The following is a 23,236-nucleotide window of genomic DNA, read 5'->3' as shown; positions in this document are numbered from 1 at the left end:
CTGTCTGCGGCCCGACCCTAACGCCGCCGGGCCCGCGCGCCCCGCCCTACCCGCCCCGGCCCTCGAAGCCCAGCGCGCGCAGCGCCCCCGCCGCCTCCCGGTCGAGCAGCACCGCCGAGCCGCAGCCGCGCGGAAGGCTCCCGCTCTCGGCGGCCCGGACCAGGCGGCCGACCGTCCTGCGGTGGCGCGCGAAGGCGTACCGGGAGACCCCGCGCCCCCGGGCGCGCTGGCCGTCCAGGGCCACGGGGGCGGGCACGTCGAGCAGCAGCAGGTGCAGCGTGGCCCCGCGCCGGGCCGCCGCACGGGCGAGCCAGCGGCGCACCCACGGCTGGGTGCCGCAGTCGTGGACGACGACGCCGGTGCCCGCGCGCAGCGTCCGGCGCAGGTGGGCGTAGTGCGCGAGGCGGACCAGGGGGCGGTAGAGCGCGTACGGGATCCGGCGCGGCACCCGGGCCGCCCAGCGGTCGCGGGTGTCCTGGGAGTCCACGCGCGGGCCCGCCACGGCGCGCCGCATCAGCGTGGACTTGCCGCTGCCGGGCAGCCCGGAGACCACCACGACGTCCCCCGCGGCGAACACCAGGCGGTGCGGGCCGTGCCCGGAGCGGCCCCTGAGGTCGCGCACGACGGCCCGGCGGGAACCGGCGACGGCCTCCCGCGCGGGCGGCGCGGGGGCGCCCGGCTGCGGGGGCAGGGCGGCGCCCGCGCCGGGCAGCACCGCCCCCGCCCTGGGCAGCGAGACACCCGTGGTCGTCGCGTAAGCACTGCTCCTGCGCACCGTGATCGGCCTCCCCATGCTCGTCACGTCACTCATCCCCAGTACTTCTCCGTGGTATGTAAAGAGAAGGTAATGCCCTACGAAGACGACACCGGGGGACTCCCTGGTTGCGGCTGTTGTGAAGCGGGGGCGCGTGCAATGATGTGCGCGCCAACTCCATACCGGCCGCTTGAATCCGCGCGGGAGAGTCCCCGGTGACGCAGGAGCGTCGTGGGGCGCCGAAGGAGCAAGTTCCTCCCTTGAATCTCTCAGGCCCCGTACCGCGCGGGCGAGGCACATCTGAAAAGCGAGCCACTCCCCCGACGAGCGCGTCCAGCTCGGCCCGCGGGACGGCTCCACCCAAGGTGCAAGTCATGCTCCGTCATACGCACGGGGCGTGGTGAACCTCTCAGGTTTATGACAGATGGGGAGGACAGACCTCGCCCGTCATGCCCTGGAGCCAGTACTGATGAGTCAGACCGCACGCGCCCCACGTCAGACCGCCCTCGACGCCCTGCACCGTTCGCTGGGCGCCACGATGACCGACTTCGCGGGCTGGGACATGCCGCTGCGGTACGGCAGCGAGCGCGACGAGCACAACGCCGTGCGCACCAAGGCCGGCCTCTTCGACCTCTCCCACATGGGCGAGATCACCGTCACCGGCGCCCAGGCCGTGGACCTGCTGAACTTCGCGCTCGTCGGCAACATCGGCTCCGTCTCCGTGGGCCGCGCCCGGTACACCATGATCTGCCGGCAGGACGGCGGCATCCTGGACGACCTGATCGTCTACCGCCTGGCCGAGACCGAGTACATGGTCGTGGCCAACGCCTCCAACGCCCAGACCGTCCTGGACGCCCTCACCGAGCGCGCCGCCGGGTTCGACGCCGAGGTCCGCGACGACCGCGACGCCTACGCCCTGATCGCGGTGCAGGGCCCGGAGTCCCCCGGCATCCTGAAGTCCCTCACGGACGCCGACCTGGACGGCCTGAAGTACTACGCGGGCCTGCCGGGCACCGTGGCGGGCGTGCCCGCCCTGATCGCCCGCACCGGCTACACCGGCGAGGACGGCTTCGAGCTGTTCGTGCAGCCGCAGCACGCCGAGAAGCTCTGGCGGGCGCTCACGGACGCAGGTACCCCCGTCGGGCTCGTGCCATGCGGTCTGTCCTGCCGCGACACGCTCCGCCTGGAGGCGGGCATGCCGCTGTACGGCAACGAGCTGACGACGTCGCTCACCCCCTTCGACGCGGGCCTCGGCCGGGTCGTGAAGTTCGACAAGACGACGCACGCCGACGACTTCGTGGGGCACGACGCCCTGAAGGCCGCCGCCGAGCGCGCCGAGAGCGCGCCCCCGCGCAAGCTCGTCGGGCTGGTCGCCGAGGGCCGCAGGGTGCCGCGCGCGGGCATGGACGTGGTGGCGAACGGCGAGGTCATCGGCCAGATCACCTCCGGCGCCCCGTCGCCGACGCTCGGCAAGCCGATCGCGATGGCGTATGTGGACCCGGCCCACGCCGAGGCGGGCACGGCGGGCGTGGGCGTGGACGTCCGCGGCACCCACGAGCCCTACGAGGTCGTGGCGCTGCCGTTCTACAAGCGGCAGAAGTGACGCACGGCCCGCGCCGGACCTGATCCCACGGTGATCCCGCGGGCGCGCCGGAGTCCGGTCCGTCCGCCGGTGCCCCGTCCGTCCCGTCTCACTCCGTAAGACTGCACATCCCCGCGTTCATCAGCACACGCCCGCGTACAGGAGAATTCACGCCATGAGCAACCCCCAGCAGCTGCGTTACAGCAAGGAGCACGAGTGGCTGTCGGCCACCGAGGACGGTGTGGCGACGGTCGGCATCACCGAGTTCGCGGCCAACGCGCTCGGCGACGTCGTCTTCGCCCAGCTCCCGGCGGTCGGCGACACGGTCGCCGCGGGTGAGACCTGCGGTGAGCTGGAGTCGACGAAGTCGGTCAGCGACCTGTACTCGCCGGTTTCGGGTGAGGTCGTCGAGGCCAACCAGGACGTTGTGGACGACCCGTCCCTGGTGAACTCGGCCCCCTTCGAGGGCGGCTGGCTGTTCAAGGTGCGCGTCGCCGAGGAGCCGGGCGACCTGCTCTCCGCCGACGAGTACACCGAGTTCGCAGGCAGCTGACCCCGGCGTAAGGACTGATCTTCCGATGTCGCTTCTGAACACCCCTCTCCACGAGCTCGACCCGGACGTGGCCGCGGCCGTCGACGCCGAGCTGAACCGCCAGCAGTCCACCCTGGAAATGATCGCCTCGGAGAACTTCGCTCCGGTCGCCGTCATGGAGGCCCAGGGCACGGTCCTCACCAACAAGTACGCCGAGGGCTACCCCGGCCGCCGCTACTACGGCGGCTGCGAGCACGTCGACGTGGCCGAGCAGATCGCGATCGACCGGGTCAAGGAGCTGTTCGGCGCCGAGTACGCGAACGTCCAGCCGCACTCCGGCGCCTCCGCCAACCAGGCCGCCCTCTTCGCCATCGCCAAGCCCGGCGACACGATCCTCGGCCTGGACCTGGCGCACGGCGGCCACCTCACCCACGGCATGCGCCTGAACTTCTCCGGCAAGCAGTTCAACGTGGTCCCGTACCACGTGGACGAGGCCGGTCTGGTCGACATGGCCGAGGTCGAGCGCCTGGCCAAGGAGAACAGCCCCAAGGTGATCATCGCGGGCTGGTCCGCCTACCCGCGTCAGCTCGACTTCGCCGAGTTCCGCCGGATCGCCGACGAGGTCGGCGCGTACCTGTGGGTCGACATGGCGCACTTCGCCGGTCTCGTCGCCGCGGGCCTGCACCCGAACCCGGTGCCGTTCGCGGACGTGGTGACCTCCACCACGCACAAGACGCTCGGCGGCCCGCGCGGCGGCATCATCCTGGCCCGCAACAAGGACTTCGCGAAGAAGCTGAACTCCGCGGTCTTCCCCGGCTTCCAGGGCGGCCCCCTGGAGCACGTGATCGCGGCCAAGGCCGTCTCCTTCAAGGTCGCGGCCTCCGAGGAGTTCAAGGAGCGCCAGCAGCGCACCCTGGACGGCGCCCGCATCCTGGCCGAGCGCCTGGTCCAGGACGACGCCAAGGCCGTCGGCGTGGACGTCCTGTCCGGCGGCACGGACGTGCACCTGGTCCTGGTCGACCTGCGCAACAGCGAGCTGGACGGCCAGCAGGCCGAGGACCGCCTGCACGAGGTCGGCATCACGGTCAACCGCAACGCCGTCCCGAACGACCCGCGCCCGCCTATGGTCACCTCGGGCCTGCGCATCGGCACCCCGGCCCTGGCCACCCGCGGCTTCGACGCCGACGACTTCCGCGAGGTCGCCGACGTCATCGCGGAGGCGCTGAAGCCCGGCTTCGACGCCGAGTCCCTGCGGGGCCGGGTGTCCGCTCTGGCCGCGAAGCACCCGCTGTACCCCGGCCTGAAGTAGTTTCGTACGCTTTTCTTGGTACGGACTTCCGGGGCACCGCGCACACTGGACATGAGGACGGTGGGCGCGGTGCCCCGCACCGCGTGCCCGACCAGCAGACCCGCAAGCCCGTGAAAGCCCGCCGAGCCCGCGCAGCACCGCCCTCGCACGACCGGCAGACAACGGCGTCTACCACCCACCATTGGAGTTCTCTCGTGGCCATCTCGGTCTTCGACCTGTTCTCGATCGGCATCGGCCCGTCCAGCTCCCACACGGTCGGCCCGATGCGCGCGGCGCGCATGTTCGCCCGCCGCCTCAAGAACGAGGGCCTGCTGGCCCACACCACGGCCATACGCGCCGAGCTGTACGGCTCCCTCGGCGCCACCGGCCACGGCCACGGCACGCCCAAGGCCGTCCTCCTCGGCCTGGAGGGCGAGTCCCCGCGCACGGTGAACGTGGAGACGGCCGACGACCGCGTCGAGGAGATCAAGACCTCCCGCAGGCTGAACGTCCTCGGCATGCACGAGATCGACTTCGACTTCGACGAGGACCTGGTCCTGCACCGCCGCAAGGCGCTGCCGTACCACGCGAACGGCATGACGATCTTCGCGTACGACCGCGAAGGCGCCCTCGTCCTGGAGAAGACCTACTACTCGGTAGGCGGCGGCTTCGTCGTCGACGAGGCGGCCGTCGAGGGCCAGAGCCCGATCGTGCCCGACGACACGGTCCTGAAGTACCCCTTCCGCACCGGTGACGAGCTGCTCCGCCTCTCCGCCGAGACGGGCCTGTCCATCTCCGCGATGATGCTGGAGAACGAGAAGGCCTGGCGCACCGAGGAGGAGATCCGCGAGGGTCTGCTCGACATCTGGCGCGTCATGCAGGCCTGCGTCTCGCGCGGCATGTCCCGCGAGGGCATCCTGCCCGGCGGCCTGAAGGTCCGCCGCCGCGCCGCCCACTCCGCCCGCCAGCTGCGCGCCGAGGGCGACCCGCAGGCCCGCGCGATGGAGTGGATCACGCTGTACGCGATGGCGGTGAACGAGGAGAACGCCGCGGGCGGCCGCGTCGTGACCGCCCCGACGAACGGCGCCGCGGGCATCATCCCGGCCGTCCTGCACTACTACATGAACTTCGTGCCCGGCGCCGACGAGGAGGGCGTGGTCCGCTTCCTCCTGGCCGCCGGCGCCATCGGCATGCTCTTCAAGGAGAACGCGTCGATCTCCGGCGCCGAGGTCGGCTGCCAGGGCGAGGTCGGCTCCGCCTGCTCGATGGCGGCGGGCGCCCTCGCCGAGGTCCTCGGCGGCTCCCCGGAGCAGGTGGAGAACGCCGCCGAGATCGGCATGGAGCACAACCTCGGCCTGACCTGCGACCCGGTCGGCGGCCTCGTCCAGATCCCGTGCATCGAGCGCAACGGCATGGCCGCGGTGAAGGCCGTCACCGCCGCCCGCATGGCCATGCGCGGCGACGGCTCCCACAAGGTGTCCCTCGACAAGGTCATCAAGACCATGAAGGAGACCGGCGCCGACATGAGCGTGAAGTACAAGGAGACCGCGCGCGGCGGCCTCGCGGTGAACATCATCGAGTGCTGAGCCGGAGCCCCTTCCGGGGCTCAGTTGTGGGCGATGAGTGACTCCACCAGGCCGGCGCGGGTGTTCGGGTAGTCCATCGGGACGATCCCGAGCCCGCGCCAGGCCCGCCCTTCCGCGCTCTCCAGGAGCGTGTGCACCTTCGGGTTCAGGGTGTCGGAGTTCCAGCGCGGCGGCAGCCCGGCCGCCGTGCTCACGAAGTTGACGTACTGCCTGCCGGGCTGGGCCACCGCCTTGCGGAAGTGCGCCTCGACCTTCGGGTACTTCGCCCCCGGGGCGGCGTTCCAGTCGTCCTGGAGGTCGAAGGTCCCGGTGTCGCCCCACCGGATGCCGCCCGGCAGGCCGCCGTTGTCGGCGATGAGGACGACGCGGCCGCGCACGTCGCCAAGGCGCGGCCAGGCCTGCCCGATGTGGAACAGGGAGCGCCACCCCCGCCGGTCCAGATAGTCCTCGAAGACCGCCCGGAACGCGCTGTCGCTCTCCTCCGAATACTCCTGCTTGACCCGCATGAGGACGGTCTCCCCCGGCTGGGCGGCGAGGAAGTCCCGGCAGGCGCCGAGCACGTCGTCGAAGTTCAGGTTCTGGTAGAACGCCGCGTGGTGGATGGTGAAGGAGCCCTCGAAGGCCCGGCACCGGATGTCCAGGAACCGTATGCCGGAGGCCAGTTGCTGCCCGAGCGTGGTGTTCTGGCACTCCACCCACCAGCCGCCGAAGCGGGCCCCGGAGTCGTGCGTACCGGGAATCGTGAGGCGCTGGAGGGGAGTCGAGGAGTCGATCCCCGCCAGCCAGTCGCGGCCGTCGAGGGGGCGGGCGACGGCCCGCGCCGCGGACGTACCGACGAGGGCGGCGGAGGCGGTGGCACCGGCGGCGGCGAGGAAGGTGCGACGGCTGAGGGCCATGTGGGTTCCCGTGGGGGTGGGGGGCGTGGGAAAGGCCCTCAGTATGGATGGGAACGCCTGTAGGGGGGAACGGTCAATCCACAGTCAGCAGTTCACGTTTCACCGACCGCCGGGGCGAACCCCCCACCCCCCGTTCCCCGGCCGCGACCCGCTTCCCTCCTCCCCCACCTCCGGAGGCCATCCATGCTGCGCGGCATCGACGTCAGTTCCCACCAGTCGTCCTTCTCGACCGACGGCGTCTCCTTCGTCATCGTCAAGGCCACCGAGGGCCGCTCCTACATCAACCCGCGCCTGTCGGCCCAGACGGAGCGTGCCCGTGACGCCGACTGCGTCCTCGGCTTCTACCACTTCCTGTGGCCCGGCAACATCACGGCCCAGGCGGAGTACTTCGTGGCCAAGGCCCCGGAGCGGGCGGGCGACTTCCTGGCCGTCGACTGGGAGTGGACGGGCGACCACACGGCGGCGACGAACGCGGAGAAGGACCGCTTCATCAAGGAGGTGAAGCGGCTCCGCCCGAACCTGCGGACGGTCCTGTACACCAACCGCGACTTCTGGCTGAACCGGGACACGACGTCGTACGCGGGCGACGGCCTGTGGATCGCCGACTACGTGACGGCGGGCAAGCCCCGCATCCGCGCCGACTGGCGCATCCACCAGTACACGTCGACGCCCCTGGACAAGAACGTGGCGGACTTCCCCGACAAGGACGCCATGCGGGACTGGGCCACGCCGTAGCCGGGCCCCGCACGCCCGTCGCTACGGCCGCACCACGATCTTGCCGGTGTGAGTGGCGGACTCCATCAGACGGTGGGCCCGCGGCATCCGGTCCAGACCGTCGAAGACCTCGGCGACCTCGGCGACCTCGGCGACCTCGGGCCGGAGGGTGAACAACGCCTCCGCGCCCACGGGGCGGAACCCCGCCGCCTGGAAGGCCCGGACGCTGCGGGCGTTGCCCGGGGCCTGCTGGGCCCACACCGTGGCGCCGCCCGGCACGAGGGCCCGGGCGGCCGAGGCGAGGGCCCGCCCGAGGCCCCGGTGGCGTGCCGACTCGTCGACCTCCACGGACACCTCCCAGCGCCCCGCGACCCCGCGCCCGAGGACGACGACGCCGCCCGCGCCGGAGGCCCACACCCGTACGTCGTCGCGCCGCTTGAGGGCCCGGGCCACGCGGGGGTGGTCGGGGTCGTCGAGGGCGCGCAGGCCGAGGGCCGGGTCCGGCGGCCCGGACACGGCGGACGCCACGGTGACCAGGTCGATGGTGTCGACCGCGAGGCCGGTCCGCTGCCCGAAGGCGGTGAGGAAGCCCGGGTTCATCGTCGCGGCCAGCGGATCGCAGCCGGTCCCCGCCACGGCGGCGCGTACCCACTCCGGGTCCTCGTCGGTGAAGACGACGGTGTGGGCCGTGAACGACATGACCCCGGCGTCACGCGGCGACGGCTGCGGCACGACGGTGGTGGAGCCGTCGGGGGCGGGGAACTCCCCGCGCGCGGCGGCGGTGAGGACGGCGCCGAGTGACGCCGGTGCGCTGGCCATGGCCGTACTCCTTGCAATCGTCACCCGGACCGGCCGTTACCCTAACCCCCGTCAGTAGGACACGAAGAAGGGGCGGACCCGGTGGCGGACATCGAGGAAGCACGCAAGCAGTTCGACCGGTTCGACGCGGACGGCGACGGCTACATCACGGCGGCGGAGTACAAGACCGCCATGGCACAGATGGGGGACTGGAACGTCACCGAGTCGGTGGCCGAGGCCATCATCAAGTCCAAGGACCAGAACGGCGACAAGCTGCTCTCCTTCGACGAGTTCTGGGCCAGCCTGAACAAGGCGTGAGCAGACCTCGCACCACCGGACGGGCCAGGACTCTCCTGGCCCGTCCGACGTTTCACGCCCCGTGCCCACGGCCCCGCACGGACCACCGCCCCGCGCGCCGCTCCACCCGCACCGGGTGGTCGAAGCACGCGCTGATCAGCTCCGTACGCGCGCAGAAGCGGAGTCAGGCCGTCCGCTTGTAGGGCGGCGCCCTCCGCCCGCGGGGCGGCGAGCGTGCCCGGGCCGGTCGCCGTCATGCCGTCGTCGCCGCGGGATCCTGCGACGGCCGGAGCTCCAGGCCGCGGTTCACCGCCGACACCACGGCCTGCACCGACGCGGTGAGCAGCGAGGTGTCCACGCCCGCGCCCCAGACGTCGGCCCCGCCGACGCGGCAGCGCGCGTAGGCCGCCGCCTCGCTGGTGCCGCCCGCGGCGAGGGCGTGTTCGCTGTAGTCGAGGATGTCGACGGCGACGCCCGCCGCGCCGAGCGCGGCCACGAAGGCCGACAGCGGACCGTTGCCGACGCCCTCGAAGTCCCCGGGGCGGCCGTGCGCTTCGAGGGTGCACACGCAGCGGTGCAGGCCGTCGGGTGAGGTGTCCGCGGTCCAGGACAGGACCGCCACCGCGCCGCCGGAGCCCGCCCGGCCCGGGGCGAGGTACGTGGTGCGGAACAGCTCGTACAGCTCGTCCGGGCCGGCCTCCCGGCCGCTGCCGTCGGTCGCCTCCTGCACCACGCGGGCCATGTCGGGCCGCATCCCCGCGGGCAGGTCGAGCCCGTGGTGCGTCCGCAGCAGATACGCGGTGCCGCCCTTGCCCGACTGGGAGTTGACCCGGATCACGGCCTCGTACGAGCGCCCGACGTCGGCCGGGTCGATCGGCAGGTACGGCACGCTCCAGGGCGCGGCGCCCGGCTCGACGCCGAGCTCCGCGGCCCGCTCGGCGTGGTGGGCCAGGCCCTTGGCGATGGCGTCCTGGTGGGTGCCGGAGAACGCGGTGTGCACGAGGTCGCCCGCGTACGGGTGGCGCGGGTGCACGGGAAGTCGGTTGCAGTGCTCGGCGACCTCGCGGACGGCGTCGACGTCGGACAGGTCCAGCATCGGGTCGACGCCCTGCGCGTACAGGTTGAGCGCGAGCGTCACGAGGTCGACGTTGCCGGTGCGCTCGCCGTTGCCGAACAGACAGCCCTCGACGCGCTGTGCCCCGGCGAGCAGCGCGAGTTCGGCACAGGCGACGCCGGTGCCGCGGTCGTTGTGCGGGTGCACGGACAGGATGACGCTGTCGCGCCGGGCCAGGTGGCGGTGCATGTACTCGATCTGGTCGGCGTACACGTTCGGCGTGGCTATCTCGACGGTCGCCGGGAGGTTGTGCGTGACGGGCCGGTCGGGGCTCGCGTCCCACAGCTCGGTGAGGGAGTCGCACAGCTGAAGGACGTAGTCGGGCTCGGTGAGGTTGAAGGTCTCCGGTGCGAACTGGAAGCGGATGTCAGCTCCGGGGCGCGCCTGCGCGAGACGGGCCATGCGGGTGGCGGCCGCCAGGGCGGTGGCGGAGACGGCGGCGCGGTCCCGGCCGAGCACCACCTCGCGCCACACCGGCGAGGTGGCGATGTACAGGTGGACCACGGCCCGCGGCAGCCCCTCGACGGCCTCGAAGGTGCGGTCGATGAGCTCGGGGCGGGCCGGGGTGAAGACGACGGGTGTGACGTCGTCCGGTACGGCTCCGGAGCGCACGAGCTCCACCAGGTGCCGGACGAAGTCGAAGTCCGCCCGGCTCGCCGACGGATAGCCGACCTCGATCTCCTTGAACCCCATGGACACCAGCAGGTCGAAGAAGCGGCGCTTGCGCACGGTGTCCATCGGCTCGGCCAGGGCCTGGTTGCCGTCGCGCAGGTCGACGGGGACCCAGAGGGGGGCGTGGGTGAGCCTGGCCGAGGGCCAGCTCCGGTCCTCCGGGCGCGGGACGTCGACCCGGTCTTCGTACGGGAGATAGCGGTGCGCGGGCATGGAGCTGGGGCGCTGCGGATTCCAGGGGTACGAGATCACGCCGCCACCCTAGACAGACCTCAGGTCCTCAGACAAGTACTCCTCAGACAAGTACACTCACGGGGTGACCTCTCGCATGCCGCGCCCGGCCCTCGGCGCCCTCCGCCCCAGCCCCCTCGTCGAACAGGCCACGGAGCGGCTGCGCGACCAGATCACCGGGGGCGGCTGGCCGGTCGGCGCGAAGCTTCCCGGGGAGACGACCCTCGCCAAGGAGCTGGGCGTCGGCCGCTCCACGGTCCGCGAGGCGCTGCGCGCGCTGGCCGGGGCGGGGCTCGTCCAGGCACGGCAGGGCGCCGGGGTCTTCGTGACCGCCACCGAGCCGGTCGAGGACTGGCCGACGCGGCTGCGGGCGGCCGCGATCGGCGACGTGTACGAGGTGCGGGCGCTCGTGGAGGTGCAGGCCGCCCGGCTCGCGGCCGCCCGCCGCACGCCCGAGGACGTCACGGCGCTGCGGGCCGCGCTCGCGGCGCGCCGGGCGGCGGCGGGCGGCGGCGACGCCGCGTTCATCGACGCCGACATCGCGTTGCACGCCGCCGTGGTGGGGGCCGCGCACAACCCCGTCCTCACCGATCTGTTCGCCCAGTTCGTGCCCGCGCTGCGGCAGGGGCTCATCGATCTGCTCGACCTCATCGACGTGCGCCGGGAGGAGGCCGATCACGGGGACGAGGCCCATGCCGCGCTCGTGCGGGCGGTCGTGGACGGGGACGGGGAGGCCGCGGAGCGCCTGGCCCGGGCGGAGCTCGACGTGACGCTGGGGCGGCTGGTCGGCCGGGGCTAGCGGAAGATGCCGGTGTGCCCGAGGGAGTAGCGGCCCGGCTGCGGGTACACCGCCAGGCCGTGGGGGCCCCCGCCCACGGGGATGCGGGCCACCTGGACGCCGGTGCGGGTGTCGATGGCGTAGACCTCCGAGTCGTAGCGGCCGGAGAGCCACAGCGTGTGGCCGTCGGCCGAGACGCCGCCCATGTCCGGGCTCCCGCCGTCCGGCAGGCGCCACTTCTTGGTGAGCCCGTCCCGGCGGAAGTCGAAGACGGAGACCGTGCCCTCGCCCCGGTTCGACACGTACATCTCGCGGGAGTCGCGGCTGACGTACAGGCCGTGGCAGCCCTTGCCGGTGGGCAGCAGCTTCGGCTTGCCGAAGGTGTCGCCGTCGAGGACCCACATGCCGTCGGCCATCATGTCGGCGACGTAGAACTTCTTGCCGTCGGGGGACATCTTCACGTCCTGCGGCATGGCCCCGTCGAAGGGCAGCTTCTGCTGGCCGACGACCTTCATCCGCTCGGTGTCGACCTTCAACAGCTCGCCGCTGAACTCGCAGGAGACGATGAAGTAGCGGCCGTCGAGGGAGAAGTCGGCGTGGTTGACGCCGTAGCAGCTGACCGGGACGGTCTTCTTCCGCTCCATGGTGTGCGGGTCGCGGAAGACCAGCTCGCGGTCGAGGGACGCCATGACGACGGCGTACTTGCCGTTGGGCGTGAAGTAGAGGTTGTACGGGTCGTGGACCTCGACCGGCTTGCCCGCGTCGCCGGTCCTGGGGTCGATGGGCGTGAGGGTGTGGCCGCGGTTGTTGTTGACCCAGAGCGTCTTCATGTCCCAGGACGGGACGACGTGCTGGGGCTGGACGCCGACGGGGATCGTGTCGATGACCTTGTACGTCGCCGGGTCGATGACGGAGACCGTGTTGGAGTTGGTGTTGGGGACGTACACGCGGGACGGGAAGTCCTTGACCACCGGGGAGAGCCTGTTCGGGCGGTCGGCGGCGTAGACGTCCTTGGGGTCGAGGACGGGCGGCATCCCGGGCAGGCCCTTGACCTGCTTCGGCTCGGCGGGCTTGACGGGCGCCTTCGTCGCGAGGGCCTTGTTCTCGCGGCCCCCGCGCTCGGTGCCGCAGCCCGCGAGGGCGGTGAGGACGGCCGCGCTCGCGAGCAGGGCGGCGGCGCGCGTGGCCAGAGTCAGGTTTCGCATCAGGTGAGCAGCTCCGTGGTCGTGACCGCGCGCAGGCCGCGGCGGTGGAGGTCGTCCAGGACGGCGGGGAGCGCGGCGACCGTGTCCGCGTACCCGAAGTGCAGGCTCACCACGGAGCCCGCACGGACCTCGGCGGCGACCTTGCGGGTGACGGCCGGGGCGCCGGGCGAGGTGAAGTCGAGGGAGTCGACGTCGTAGGAGAGGACGTGCGGATAGCCCGCGCGCCGGGCCAGGCGGACGACGAGCGGCGTCGCGCGCTCGGCCCGCGAGGGGCGGAACCAGCTGCCGATGTCGCCGGTGAGGCGGCGCAGGCGGTCCGCGCAGCCGGTGATCTCGGCGTAGGCCTCGGCTTCGGGGAGGCTGTTGACGGCGCGGTGGTTCAGGGTGTGGTTGCCCAGGTCGTGGCCGCCGTCGAGGACGCGCCTGGCCAGGGCGGGGTGCTCGTCGAGCCAGGTGCCGACGGCGAGGACGGTGACGCGGGCGCCCGCCCGCTCGGCCTCGCCGAGCAGCGCGCGGGCGGTGGCCGGGTCGCCCTGGCCGTGGAAGGTGAGCGCGACCTCGCGCCGCCCGCGCGGGCTGTGCGCGATCTGCACGGGCAGGCCGGGGAAGGCGCGGGGGCCCGGCGCGGGCCCCCGGTGCGGCGTCCGCGGGGGGCGTGGCTCGCGGTCCCCCGCCGTGGCGCAGCCCGCGAGGGGGGCGAGGGCGAGCCCAGTGCCGATGCGCAGCGCGCCGCGCCGGTCGGTCGAAGTCACGCGACCCATTTATAGGGCGGCGGCCCCTGAAAGCCGCTGATCGACATGAGGAACGGTCCGGACCAAGAGGTTCCGCTGAGGCTCGCGATGACCCCTCACAGGCGCCGTTTAGCCATCGTTTACAAGGTGAGTGCTCTATCTCACCAAGGATTCACCTCTAAACTGTCAGCGTATGTCCGTGAATGACCGAATGGGGACTTTTGGATCGGAGGCCCCCGTCTGCCATAGTCGACGAAGCGACCCTCTTTGACCCGAGCTACGTCGCCTTACGGGCTGCGGACCACACCCACACCGGTCCCGGCCCCGCTCGAAGGCCCCCGACAGCGCCGCTACCCACGGCCCCGGGGGCTTTCGCGCACCCGGACGCGCGCGACCGCTAGCGGTCGGTGACGCGCATCTCGAACCACGTCGTCTTGCCGCGCGGCAGCAGGTCCACGCCCCAGCGGTCGGCGAGCTTGTCGACGAGGAACAGACCGCGGCCGCTGATGTCGAGCTCGTGGACGGGCATCAGACACGGCAGGCCGCGCGAGGGGTCGCGGACCTCGACCCGGATCCAGCCGCGCCGCCGGTGCGTACGCAGCCCGAAGACGCGGGCGCCGGTGTGCCGCACGGCGTTGCCGACGAGCTCCGACACGAGGAGCACGACGTCCTCGGTGAGCTTGGGCGACAGGCCCCAGTGGCGCAGGACGACGACCTGGGCGAGACGGCGGGCGATGGCGGCGGACTCGGGGCGGGACGGGAGCTGCACCTCGGCGTCGGTGGGGTTGCCGAACAACTCCAGTGCCTTCAGGGCGTGTTCGTCCTCCACCGCCGGAGACCAGCGCGCCGCGGTGGCGCCCGCGCGCCGCCGCGACTGTTCAAAGCCCTCCTGCCCCGCCATGCCCCCCATCATGGCCGCCCCCGGCCCCCATTGGGGCCGTTCCGGCGGAATGAGCCCCCCGGAAGCTTCCGTTCCAGGGGGCGGGCACGTCATATGCCATGGGCAGTTAGAGGTCCGACACAGCCCTCCTGACCTGCGATGACTGCTCGCTCACAGGAGATCACAGAGCGCCTCGAACGCGGCGGACTTAAGGCTCTCTTAAGCCTGTGATAATCCGCCCCTTCGGGGGAAACTTTGGCTGACGGAACCTCAACTGGCCGGATCTCAGAGGAACTTAGCCTTACCTGGCCCGTCCTCCACGAAGCTGCGCATGCCGCGCTCGCGGTCCTCGGTCGCGAAGAGCCCCGCGAACCAGGTGCGCTCCACGGCGAGCCCGGTGTCGATGTCCGCCTCCAGGCCCTGGTCGACGGCCTCCTTCGCGGCGCGCAGCGCGAGCGCCGGGCCGCGGGCGAGCCGCGCCGCCCACGCGTGGGCCTCGGTGTACACGTCGGCGGCGGGCACCACCCGGTCCACCAGGCCGATGGCGAGGGCCTCGTCGGCCTTGACCTGGCGGCCGGTGAAGATGAGGTCCTTGGCCTTGGACGGGCCGATCAGGCGCGGCAGGCGCTGGGTGCCGCCGGCGCCCGGGATCAGGCCGAGCAGGATCTCCGGCTGGCCGAGCTTGGCGTTGTCGCCCGCGATGCGGAAGTCCGCGCAGAGCGCGAGCTCGCAGCCGCCGCCGAGGGCGTAGCCGGTGACGGCGGCGACGACGGGCTTGGGGATGCGGGCGACCGCGGTGAAGGCGTCCTGCAGGGCCCGGGAGCGCAGCACCATGGCCCGGTGGTCCATGTTCTGCATCTCCTTGATGTCCGCGCCCGCCGCGAACACCTTCTCGCCGCCGTAGATCACGACGGCCCGCACGTCGTCCCGGTCGGTGGCCTCCGCCGCGAGGTCCTTCAGGCGGTCCTGGAGCTCGACGTCCAGGGCGTTCATGGGCGGGCGGTCGAGGCGGATCGTACCGACGCCCTCGGCGACTTCGAGATGCACAGATGTCATGACGGGCACGTTAGCGGGCGTTAGCGCAGAAGGGCCCGGTGCACTTGGTCACACTGTGCACCGGGCCCTTCGAGGAGTACGCGGGGGCGCTACGCCTTCCACTTGTCCCAGGACATGTTCCAGCCGTTGTAGCCGTTGTCCGGGGCGATGACCTTGTCGTTGGAGTTCTTGACGACCACCACGTCGCCGACCATGGAGCGGTCGAAGAACCAGGCCGCGGAGACGTTCTTGTCGTAGCCGCCGCGCACGTCGCGCAGGCCGATGCAGCCGTGCGAAGCGTTGTAGTTGCCGAAGGCGCCGCCGCCCCAGTAGTTGCCGTGGATGAAGGTGCCGGAGGTGGACAGGCGCTGGGCGTGCGGCACGTCCTTGATGTCGTACTCGCCGCCGTAGCCGACGGTCTCGCCGTTCATGCGCGTGACCTTGAGGCGCTCGCTGATGACCAGCTGGCCGTTCCACGTCTCGTACCCGGGCTTGCCCGTGGTGACGGGGATCTTCTTGATGACCTTGCCGTCGCGCTTGACGGTCATCTGCTTGGTCTTGACGTCGACGACGGAGACCTGGCTGCGGCCGATCTCGAAGCGGAGCGTCTTGACCTGCTTGCCGTAGACGCCCGGGCGGCCCTCGACGCCGTCCAGGTTCATCCGGACGGTGACCTTGGTGCCCGGCTTCCAGTACTTCTCGGGGCGGAAGTCCAGGCGGTCGTTGCCGAACCAGTGGCCCTCGACCGGCACCGACGGCTCGGTCTTGATGTCGATCGCCTTCTCGACGGCGTCCGGCGCGGTGATGCCGCGCGTGAAGCGCACCGAGAACGGCATGCCGACGCCGACCTTCGTGCCGTCCTCCGGCGCGAACTGGCCGACGAAGGTGTTCTTCGGCACGAGCGTCGTGAACGACGAGTCCTTGGCCGCGACACGGCCGTCGGAGTCCTTGGCGATCGCGTGGACCTTGTACTTGGTGCCGGAGGCGAGGTGCCGCTCGGGGGACCATTTCGCGCCATTCGCGACGATCTTCCCGGGCACCGGCTTGCCCTTGGGGTCCTTGACGGTGACCTCGGTCAGCTTGCCCTTGGCGGCCGATATCCGCAGCGCCCCGTCGGTCGCCACGGCGTTCGCGCCGTCCTTGGGGGCGATGGTCACGACGGCCCGGGACGGCTTGTCCGGGTCCGCCTTGTCCTTGCCGCCACCCCCGTCCCCCGAGTCCGAGCCGCCCCCGCACGCGGCCACGAGCAGCAGCGTCGCCCCCGACACCACCGCGGTCAGTCCCCTGGCGCCCCGCCGCCCCGCGCGCTTTCGCGCATGGGCCGACGCCCCCGATATCGGTCGCCCGTTCACGATGTTTCTCCCCTCGCACGGCCCCGACAGGCCCGCACTCATCCGTTGCCGCGCGACCGGGAAAGACCATCCGTCTCGCGCACTGCGCCAGATAACCACACGGCCCGCACCGATGACTCCCCGCCAAATGTCACCGTTCCGTTCCAACTACGACCTTCGTGCGGGCCGGTGGTGGCATCAGCGGCTGGAGCGCTCCTTCTTGTCCCCCTTGGTGGACTTATGTGCCTGTCCTGACTTCTTCCCGGTCCGCCATTCCTCCCAATCCATGTTCCAGCCCCCGAGGCCGTTGTCAGGAGCCACTTTCTTGTCATGGCTGTTGACGACCTCGACGACGTCGCCGATGAGGCTGCGGTCGAAGAACCAGCCCGCCGGGGTCCTGGAGCTGCCGCCCTTCACATCGCGCAGGCCCACACAGCCGTGGCTGACGTTGCTGTTCCCCGGCGCGTTCGGCGCCCAGTAGTTGCCGTGCAGGAAGGTCCCCGAGGTGGTCAGGCGCATGGCGTGCGGCACGTCCGGGATGTCGTACTCCCCGCCGAAGCCGACCGTGCGGCTGTTCATGCGGGTCACCTCCAGCATCTCGGTGATCACCATCTTGCCGTTGTACGTCGTCGTCTTCGGGGCGCCCGCGGTGATCGGGACGGTGGTGACCGGCTCCCCGTCGCGGCGCACCCGCATGGTGTGCGCGGCGGCGTCCACGAGGCTGACCTGGCTGCGGCCGACGGTGAAGGAGAAGGACTTCTCCTGCAGGCCGTAGACGCCGGGCGCGGCCTCGACGTCGCGCAGCCGCAGGCCCACGGTGACCTTGGTGCCGGGCTTCCAGTAGTGCTCGGGGCGGAAGTCGACACGGGTGCTGCCGAACCAGTGCGGGCGGATCTCCACGGCGGGCTCGGCCGTGACGCGGATGGCGCGCTGCACGGCGGCGCGGTCGGTGATCTCGCGGTTGAACTCCAGGGAGACGATCATGCCGGTGCCGACCGTGGCGCGGTGCTCCGGCGTGACGTACCCGATGAACCGCTCCTCGGGGACGTACGTGGTGAACGTGGTGTGGCGCGCGGAGCGGCGGCCGTGGCCGTCGAGCGCGACGGCGTCCACGGTGTACTTGGCGGCGAGCGCCAGCTTCTCCTCCCCGCCCCGCGCCAGGGGGCGCCAGCTCATGCCGTCGGCGGACATGCGGCCCTTCACCTCGGTCTCCTGGGCGTCCTGGGACCGGACGACGCGCACCGACTCCAGGCGTCCGTCCGGCACCTCCACCTTCAGCTGCCTCTCGGGCCGCACGCCCTTCTTGCCGTCGCCGGGCGTGACCCGGATCGCGTCGGCGGGCGAGCGGGGGCGGCCGAGCACCCCGTCGAGCGCCGTACCGGAGCAGCCCGATGCCGCGAGCACCAGTCCCGTCCATGCCACCGCGAGCCTCAGCGCGGTCCGTGCGCGCCGAGCGCGCCTCGTTGCCTGTCTCACGTCGGGCCCAACGAGGCTGCCCCGCCCCGGGAAACGTGAGTGCGACGCGCCCACTGGGCAGAACAGGGGGAAGGACGTCGGCCGGGGAGCCGCGGCCGGGACGCCGCATGCCCCGACCGCACGCCGACGGGGCCGAGCCGCGGGAGGCTGACAGGTGTCGAGTGCACCCGAGCAGGGGGCAGTCAAGGGGGCGCGTGCCGTGGACCGGGTCAGGCCCGGCGGCGCGGCGGCCGAGCGCAACGGCGGGCGCGGCGGCAAGGTCCGCCCCGCCCCCACGCGCCCGGTGTGGCCGGGGGCGCCGACGCCGCTCGGCGCCCGCTTCCGGGTGGGCCCGGACGGGGTGGCGGGCACGAACTTCGCGCTGTGGGCGGGCGGCGCCGAGGCCGTGGACCTGTGCCTGTTCGACGCGGACGGCACGGAGACGCGCTGCCCGCTCACCGAGCTGACGCACGAGATCTGGCACGGCTTCGTGCCCGGCGCGCTCCCCGGGCAGCGCTACGGCTACCGCGTGCACGGCCGCTGGGACCCCTGGACCGGCGCCCGCTTCAACCCGGCGAAGCTGCTCCTCGACCCGTACGCGCGCGCGGTCGACGCGGGTCCCGGGCAGGACTACGGATCGCTGCCGCCGGAGGTGTACGGCCACGTGCGGGACTGGCCGCAGCAGCACGTGGCGGACACCGTGCGCGACGACCGGGACTCGGCGCCCTTCGTGCCGAAGGGCGTCGTCGTGCACGACGACGCGGCGGACGACGAGTGGGCCGACGACCGCCGCCCCAAGACCCCGTGGGCCGACTCCGTCATCTACGAACTGCACGTGCGCGGCTTCACCATGCGCCACCCGGACGTGCCCGAGCCGCTGCGCGGCACGTACGCGGGGCTCGCGCACCCGGCGGCCATAGACCACCTCGTACGCCTCGGCGTGACGGCGGTCGAGCTGCTCCCGGTGCACCAGTTCGCACACGAGGACCATCTGCTGCGGCGGGGCCTGCGCAACTACTGGGGGTACAACTCGATCGGCTACTTCGCCCCGCACGCGGCGTACGCGGCGTCCGGCACCACCGGGCAGCAGGTCGGGGAGTTCCGGCGGATGGTGCGGGCACTGCACGAGGCCGGGATCGAGGTGATCCTCGACGTCGTCTACAACCACACGGCGGAGGCCGGGGAGATGGGCCCGACGCTCTCGTTGAAGGGCGTCGACAACCACGCCTACTACCACCTCCAGCAGGACGCCCGGCGGTACGCCGACTACACGGGCTGCGGCAACACCCTGCACGTGGTGCGCCCGCAGGTCCTCCGGCTCATCACGGACTCGCTGCGCTACTGGGTGAGCGAGATGGGCGTGGACGGCTTCCGCTTCGACCTGGCGGCGGCCCTCGCGCGCTCCTTCCACGACGTCGACATGCTCTCGCCGTTCCTCGCGGTGATCGCGCAGGACCCGGTGCTGCGGCGGGTGAAGCTGATCGCCGAGCCGTGGGACGTGGGCTCGGGCGGCTACCAGGTGGGGGCGTTCCCGCCGCTGTGGACCGAGTGGAACGACCGCTACCGGGACGCGGTGCGGGACTTCTGGCGGGGCGCCCTGCCGGACGTGCGGGACCTGGGCTACCGCCTGTCCGGGTCGAGCGACCTGTACGCGTGGGGCGGGCGGCGCCCGTACGCGTCGGTGAACTTCGTGACCGCCCACGACGGCTTCACGCTCCGGGACCTGGTGAGCTACGGGCGCAAGCACAACGAGGCCAACGGCGAGGGCAACCGGGACGGCGCGGACGACAACCGCGCGTGGAACTGCGGCGCCGAGGGCGAGACCGACGACCCCGAGGTCCTCGCCCTGCGCCGGCGCCAGCTGCGCAACCTGCTGACCACGCTGCTGCTGTCCACCGGGGTGCCGATGCTGGTCGCGGGCGACGAGATGGGCCGCACGCAGGGCGGCAACAACAACGCGTACTGCCAGGACAACGAGATCAGCTGGGTGGACTGGGGGCTGCGCGACGACCCCGGCTGGGGCGGCCTGCTCGCGCTCGCCCGGCGTCTGATCGCGCTGCGCCACCGGCACCCGGTGCTCCGGCGCCGCGCCTTCTTCTCCGGGCGCGCCCACTCGGCGGACGGCCTGCGGGACCTGGCGTGGTTCACGGCCCGCGGCACGGAGATGACGGAGGCCGACTGGTACGCGCCCGCCGCGACGCTCGGCATGTATCTGTCGGGGCGCGACATACCGGGCCGGGACGCGCGCGGCGCGCAGGTGACCGACGACAGCTTCCTGGCGGTCCTGCACGGCGCCGACCGGGCGGTGGGCTTCCACCTGCCGGGGCCGCCGTGGGCCGACGCGTACGAGGTCGTGGTCGACACCGCGTGCGAGGAGCAGCGGGAGGCGCCGGGGACGCTGCTCGCCGCGGGGACGGAGGTGACCGTGGAGGCACGGTCGGCGCTGCTGCTCAGGGCGGTGCCCGCTCCCGGGGCCCCCGGGGCTCCCGGGAGCGAGGTGCCGTGACGGTGATTCAGGTCCGTACCAAAGTATTGCCCCAGGCCCGGAGGCCGACGAAGCTCACCGCATGGACCTGGAGTTGCGGCACCTGAAGACGATCCGGGCGATCGCCGACGCGGGCAGCCTGACGAAGGCGGCCACGGCGCTCGGCCTCGCTCAGCCCGCGCTCAGCGCCCAGCTGAAACGAATCGAACGGGCCCTGGGGGGCGCGCTGTTCGAGCGCGGCAGGTCCGGGGTGCGGCCGACTCCGCTCGGCGAGTTCGTGCTCGCCCGCGCCCGGATCGTGCTGCCCGCCGTCAGCGAACTCCAGGAGGAGGCCGAGCGGTTCACGCGCGGCTGGCAGGACCGGCGCGGCTTCCGGCTCGGCGGCACCCACGGGCCGCTGCTCGGCGGCCTGGTCGACCGGCTCGCCGCCGCGCACCCCGAGCAGTCCGTGTCCACGTACACCTCCTGGTCGGAGCGGGAGATCGCGGCGCAGGTCGCCGACGGGCGGCTCGACTTCGCGCTCGTCGGCACGTGCGGGGCGGCAGCGCCGCCGGAGCGCGAGCGGCTCGTGTGGCGCGAGGTGGCGCGGGACCCGGTGTTCGTCATGCTCGCCACGGAGCACCGGCTCGCCGGGGAGCCGCAGATCGAGCTCGGGGACCTCGCGGCCGAGGCGTGGACGGACGTGCCGGGCGACGGGTGCTTCGGGGACTGCTTCACCGCCGCGTGCGCGCGGGCGGGGTTCACGCCGTCGTCCGTGTACGAGACCGACACCGCGTCGTGCGTGCATCTGGTACAGGTGGGGCGGGCGGTGGGGCTGTGCCGCGCAACGTTTCCGCCGACGGGCGGGATCGTGACCAGGCCCCTCGCGGGCACGCCCCTGTACTGGCGGCATCTGCTGGGGTGGCACCCCGAGACGTACGCGCACGACACCGCTGCGGGGGTGTTCGCGCACGCGCGGGCCGCGCACGCGGAGGCGGCCGCCCGCAGCGAGAGCTACTCGGCGTGGCTGGCGTCGCCCGGGGCGGACGTGGGCTAGGGGACCGGCGTGTCGTCCACGGGGTGGAGGGGGTGAACGGCTGGTGGCGGGGGCCATAACACGGGACCAGGGGGGTAACTGGCATCTACTGAGCGGCTGTTGAGACTTCTACGGTATGGGCGACCGGAGAGAGGGCGGATCCCGCTTCCCCGCTCTACGGATCCCCCCCTCCCCGATGACACACCGAGGAGACCCCCATGCAGTTCAGAGATGCCTCCCCGTTCATCAGGAAATGTACCGACCGCCGCGGCCTCGCCGCGGCCGGCGCCGCGTTCGTGGCCGCAGGCGCCCTCGTCTTCGCCGGGATCCCCGGATCCGCCCACGCCGACTCCCCGTCCCCCGCCGACACCGCCGCCGTGGCCAAGACGTCGCCCGCGGTGCTCAAGGCCATGCAGCGCGACCTCGGCCTCACCCCCACGCAGGCCGAGGCGCGCCTCGTCAACGAGGCGGAGGCGGGCGCCGTCGCGGGCTCGCTGCGCAACGCACTCGGCCGTGACTTCGCGGGCGCCTGGGTCCAGGGCGCCACCTCGGGCACGCTCACGGTCGCGACCACCGACCGCAAGGACGTGCCCGCCATCACGGCCAAGGGCGCGCGGGCCCGGGTCGTCGACCACACCGTGGCCCGGCTCGACGCGGCCAAGGCCGCGCTCGACCGGGCCGCGAAGAAGACGAAGACGCTGGACGCCCCGGTCTGGTACGTCGACGTCAGGACCAACGCGGTCGTCGTGGACGCCGTGCGGACCGCCGCCGCCCACCGGCTCGTGGCCGCCGCGGGCGTGGACCGCGACCTGGTGCGCGTGGTGCGGACCAAGGACCGGCCGCGGCCGCTGTACGACCTCGTCGGCGGCGACGCGTACTACATGGGCGGCCGCTGCTCGGTCGGGTTCCCGATCACGCAGGGGTCCACGCAGGGCTTCGCCACGGCGGGCCACTGCGGCCGCGTGGGCACGGCCACGCAGGGCTACAACCGGGTCGCCCAGGGCACCTTCCGCGGCTCGATCTTCCCGGGCCGCGACATGGCGTGGGTGGCCGCGAACTCACAGTGGACGTCGACCCCGTACGTCAAGGGCCAGGGCGGCACGCGCGTGGGTGTCGCGGGCTCGACGCAGTCGCCGGTGGGTGCCTCCATCTGCCGCTCCGGGTCGACCACCGGATGGCACTGCGGCACGATCTCGCAGCACAACACCAGCGTCACCTACCCCGAGGGCACCATCAGCGGCGTGACCCGTACGACGGTCTGCGCCGAGCCCGGCGACTCCGGCGGCTCGTACATCTCCGGCAGCCAGGCGCAGGGCGTCACTTCGGGCGGCTCGGGCAACTGCAGCTCCGGCGGCACGACGTTCCACCAGCCGATCAATCCGCTCCTTCAGCAGTTCCAGCTGACGCTGAAGACCACGGGCGGCGAGGACCCGGGGCCAGGACCCGGCCCCGGTGACCCGAGCGGCAGCTGGGCGGCGGGCTCCGTCTACGCGGCCGGTGACACGGTCACGTACGGCGGCGAGACCTTCCGCTGCCTCCAGCCGCACCAGGCACAGGAGGGCTGGGAGCCCCCGAACACCCCCGCGTTGTGGGAGCGCGGGTAAGGACCCAGGGCTGAGCGGGCCGCGCCCCGGGGGGTGCGCGGTCCGCGAGGGCCGGATTCCGGTCTCGGCTGGACCACTGCGCCACGGGGGGTCAGCCGAGGATGCCGCGGCGTACCCCTCCGATACGGCCGCGGCCCGGTCCTGACGTCCAACTTGCCGTACGCATGGGTGAGATGGGTCTTGGCCGAGGCGTCGACGGTGGCTGGTCCACCGGCGGCGCCACGGTGGGACGTGCCCCCGGCGACGAGTGCGA

The 23,236-nt window shown here is 72.5% G+C and carries 19 protein-coding genes, 1 pseudogene and 1 riboswitch; of the genes and pseudogenes, 10 read left to right on the top strand and 10 right to left on the bottom strand.

What is annotated here, in order from left to right; translation table 11 throughout:
- Window positions 1-46: 46 nt before the first annotated feature.
- Window positions 47-811 (bottom strand): AAA family ATPase, encoded by a 765-nt coding sequence (locus MQV74_RS28455; protein ID WP_242723932.1) that lies wholly within the window; start codon window positions 809-811, stop codon window positions 47-49.
- Window positions 812-945: 134 nt separating this feature from the next.
- A riboswitch (glycine riboswitch) is annotated at window positions 946-1,048 on the top strand.
- 175 nt (window positions 1,049-1,223) lie between these two features.
- On the opposite strand from MQV74_RS28455, the gene gcvT reads away from it, so the two are divergent.
- The 4 genes from gcvT to MQV74_RS28435 all read left to right on the top strand — a co-directional run bounded on the left by gcvT (window position 1,224) and on the right by MQV74_RS28435 (window position 5,742).
- On the top strand, window positions 1,224-2,357 hold the full coding sequence (gene gcvT / locus MQV74_RS28450) for a glycine cleavage system aminomethyltransferase GcvT (RefSeq protein ID WP_242723929.1): 1,134 nt from the start codon (window positions 1,224-1,226) through the stop codon (window positions 2,355-2,357).
- Between the two features lie 154 nt (window positions 2,358-2,511).
- A complete protein-coding gene (gene gcvH / locus MQV74_RS28445; RefSeq protein WP_242723927.1) occupies window positions 2,512-2,889 on the top strand; it encodes a glycine cleavage system protein GcvH in 378 nt (125 codons plus the stop codon).
- 25 nt (window positions 2,890-2,914) lie between these two features.
- On the top strand, window positions 2,915-4,177 hold the full coding sequence (gene glyA, locus MQV74_RS28440; RefSeq protein ID WP_242723925.1) for a serine hydroxymethyltransferase: 1,263 nt from the start codon (window positions 2,915-2,917) through the stop codon (window positions 4,175-4,177).
- 194 nt (window positions 4,178-4,371) lie between these two features.
- Window positions 4,372-5,742 (top strand): L-serine ammonia-lyase, encoded by a 1,371-nt coding sequence (locus MQV74_RS28435; protein ID WP_242723922.1) that lies wholly within the window; start codon window positions 4,372-4,374, stop codon window positions 5,740-5,742.
- A 20-nt stretch (window positions 5,743-5,762) separates the two neighbouring features.
- On the opposite strand, the gene MQV74_RS28430 is transcribed toward MQV74_RS28435, so the two are convergent.
- Window positions 5,763-6,638: a phosphatidylinositol-specific phospholipase C gene (locus MQV74_RS28430; RefSeq protein WP_242723921.1), complete on the bottom strand. Its 876-nt coding sequence runs from the start codon at window positions 6,636-6,638 to the stop codon at window positions 5,763-5,765.
- Window positions 6,639-6,821: 183 nt separating this feature from the next.
- On the opposite strand from MQV74_RS28430, the gene MQV74_RS28425 reads away from it, so the two are divergent.
- Entirely contained in the window at window positions 6,822-7,373 is a 552-nt protein-coding gene (locus MQV74_RS28425; protein ID WP_242723920.1) for a glycoside hydrolase family 25 protein, read from the top strand.
- A 147-nt stretch (window positions 7,374-7,520) separates the two neighbouring features.
- Here the strand turns inward: MQV74_RS28425 and MQV74_RS28420 are convergent.
- Window positions 7,521-8,171, bottom strand: a pseudogene (locus MQV74_RS28420) (GNAT family N-acetyltransferase); the annotation flags it as partial.
- An 81-nt stretch (window positions 8,172-8,252) separates the two neighbouring features.
- On the opposite strand from MQV74_RS28420, the gene MQV74_RS28415 reads away from it, so the two are divergent.
- The gene (locus MQV74_RS28415) at window positions 8,253-8,468 is read left to right on the top strand and encodes an EF-hand domain-containing protein (RefSeq protein ID WP_242723917.1); all 216 of its coding nucleotides are present in this window, start codon (window positions 8,253-8,255) and stop codon (window positions 8,466-8,468) included.
- Between the two features lie 232 nt (window positions 8,469-8,700).
- On the opposite strand, the gene leuA is transcribed toward MQV74_RS28415, so the two are convergent.
- Complete coding sequence (leuA, locus tag MQV74_RS28410; protein WP_242729210.1) at window positions 8,701-10,446, bottom strand: 2-isopropylmalate synthase; 1,746 nt, start codon at window positions 10,444-10,446, stop codon at window positions 8,701-8,703.
- A gap of 115 nt (window positions 10,447-10,561) precedes the next feature.
- Between leuA and MQV74_RS28405 the strand changes: the two genes are divergently transcribed.
- Window positions 10,562-11,263: a FadR/GntR family transcriptional regulator gene (locus MQV74_RS28405; RefSeq protein WP_242729209.1), complete on the top strand. Its 702-nt coding sequence runs from the start codon at window positions 10,562-10,564 to the stop codon at window positions 11,261-11,263.
- Here MQV74_RS28405 and MQV74_RS28400 read toward each other — a convergent pair.
- From MQV74_RS28400 to MQV74_RS28375, 6 genes are all read right to left on the bottom strand, one after another.
- The gene (locus MQV74_RS28400) at window positions 11,260-12,447 is read right to left on the bottom strand and encodes a YncE family protein (protein WP_242723916.1); all 1,188 of its coding nucleotides are present in this window, start codon (window positions 12,445-12,447) and stop codon (window positions 11,260-11,262) included. The genes MQV74_RS28405 and MQV74_RS28400 overlap by 4 nt on opposite strands.
- The gene (locus tag MQV74_RS28395; RefSeq protein WP_278194241.1) at window positions 12,447-13,208 is read right to left on the bottom strand and encodes a polysaccharide deacetylase family protein; all 762 of its coding nucleotides are present in this window, start codon (window positions 13,206-13,208) and stop codon (window positions 12,447-12,449) included. Before MQV74_RS28395 ends, MQV74_RS28400 begins: the two co-directional genes overlap by 1 nt.
- 367 nt (window positions 13,209-13,575) lie before the next feature.
- Window positions 13,576-14,079 carry an ATP-binding protein gene (locus MQV74_RS28390; protein WP_144321045.1) on the bottom strand — a complete coding sequence of 168 codons (504 nt, stop codon included), beginning with the start codon at window positions 14,077-14,079 and terminating at the stop codon, window positions 13,576-13,578.
- A 264-nt stretch (window positions 14,080-14,343) separates the two neighbouring features.
- Complete coding sequence (locus tag MQV74_RS28385) at window positions 14,344-15,114, bottom strand: enoyl-CoA hydratase/isomerase family protein (protein WP_242723913.1); 771 nt, start codon at window positions 15,112-15,114, stop codon at window positions 14,344-14,346.
- Window positions 15,115-15,203: 89 nt separating this feature from the next.
- The gene (locus tag MQV74_RS28380) at window positions 15,204-16,445 is read right to left on the bottom strand and encodes a L,D-transpeptidase (protein WP_242723912.1); all 1,242 of its coding nucleotides are present in this window, start codon (window positions 16,443-16,445) and stop codon (window positions 15,204-15,206) included.
- A gap of 177 nt (window positions 16,446-16,622) precedes the next feature.
- Window positions 16,623-17,846 (bottom strand): L,D-transpeptidase, encoded by a 1,224-nt coding sequence (locus MQV74_RS28375; RefSeq protein ID WP_242723910.1) that lies wholly within the window; start codon window positions 17,844-17,846, stop codon window positions 16,623-16,625.
- A gap of 208 nt (window positions 17,847-18,054) precedes the next feature.
- Here MQV74_RS28375 and glgX point away from each other — a divergent pair, with 208 nt between their 5' ends.
- The 3 genes from glgX to MQV74_RS28360 all read left to right on the top strand — a co-directional run bounded on the left by glgX (window position 18,055) and on the right by MQV74_RS28360 (window position 22,983).
- The gene (gene glgX / locus MQV74_RS28370) at window positions 18,055-20,385 is read left to right on the top strand and encodes a glycogen debranching protein GlgX (RefSeq protein ID WP_374120708.1); all 2,331 of its coding nucleotides are present in this window, start codon (window positions 18,055-18,057) and stop codon (window positions 20,383-20,385) included.
- A gap of 61 nt (window positions 20,386-20,446) precedes the next feature.
- Complete coding sequence (locus tag MQV74_RS28365) at window positions 20,447-21,400, top strand: LysR family transcriptional regulator (protein ID WP_242723906.1); 954 nt, start codon at window positions 20,447-20,449, stop codon at window positions 21,398-21,400.
- Between the two features lie 197 nt (window positions 21,401-21,597).
- Window positions 21,598-22,983, top strand: coding sequence for a carbohydrate-binding protein (locus MQV74_RS28360; protein ID WP_242723903.1), 1,386 nt, complete (start codon window positions 21,598-21,600; stop codon window positions 22,981-22,983).
- Window positions 22,984-23,236 lie beyond the last annotated feature (253 nt).

The sequence above is a fragment of the Streptomyces sp. AN091965 genome (assembly GCF_022698285.1).
Lineage (GTDB): Bacteria > Actinomycetota > Actinomycetes > Streptomycetales > Streptomycetaceae > Streptomyces.
This window is presented reverse-complemented; position numbering and strand designations above follow the sequence as displayed.

Excerpts from the sequence above, each read along its gene's own strand:
- MQV74_RS28360 (WP_242723903.1), top strand. The coding sequence starts at position 21,598 with ATGCAGTTCAGAGATGCCTCCCCGTTCATCAGGAAATGTACCGACCGC.
- gcvT (WP_242723929.1), top strand. The coding sequence starts at position 1,224 with ATGAGTCAGACCGCACGCGCCCCACGTCAGACCGCCCTCGACGCCCTG.
- MQV74_RS28385 (WP_242723913.1), bottom strand. The coding sequence starts at position 15,114 with ATGACATCTGTGCATCTCGAAGTCGCCGAGGGCGTCGGTACGATCCGC.
- MQV74_RS28405 (WP_242729209.1), top strand. The coding sequence starts at position 10,562 with ATGCCGCGCCCGGCCCTCGGCGCCCTCCGCCCCAGCCCCCTCGTCGAA.
- MQV74_RS28425 (WP_242723920.1), top strand. The coding sequence starts at position 6,822 with ATGCTGCGCGGCATCGACGTCAGTTCCCACCAGTCGTCCTTCTCGACC.
- MQV74_RS28455 (WP_242723932.1), bottom strand. The coding sequence starts at position 811 with ATGAGTGACGTGACGAGCATGGGGAGGCCGATCACGGTGCGCAGGAGC.
- MQV74_RS28395 (WP_278194241.1), bottom strand. The coding sequence starts at position 13,208 with ATGGGTCGCGTGACTTCGACCGACCGGCGCGGCGCGCTGCGCATCGGC.
- MQV74_RS28430 (WP_242723921.1), bottom strand. The coding sequence starts at position 6,638 with ATGGCCCTCAGCCGTCGCACCTTCCTCGCCGCCGCCGGTGCCACCGCC.
- leuA (WP_242729210.1), bottom strand. The coding sequence starts at position 10,446 with ATGCCCGCGCACCGCTATCTCCCGTACGAAGACCGGGTCGACGTCCCG.
- glyA (WP_242723925.1), top strand. The coding sequence starts at position 2,915 with ATGTCGCTTCTGAACACCCCTCTCCACGAGCTCGACCCGGACGTGGCC.
- MQV74_RS28390 (WP_144321045.1), bottom strand. The coding sequence starts at position 14,079 with ATGGCGGGGCAGGAGGGCTTTGAACAGTCGCGGCGGCGCGCGGGCGCC.
- MQV74_RS28365 (WP_242723906.1), top strand. The coding sequence starts at position 20,447 with ATGGACCTGGAGTTGCGGCACCTGAAGACGATCCGGGCGATCGCCGAC.
- MQV74_RS28400 (WP_242723916.1), bottom strand. The coding sequence starts at position 12,447 with ATGCGAAACCTGACTCTGGCCACGCGCGCCGCCGCCCTGCTCGCGAGC.
- gcvH (WP_242723927.1), top strand. The coding sequence starts at position 2,512 with ATGAGCAACCCCCAGCAGCTGCGTTACAGCAAGGAGCACGAGTGGCTG.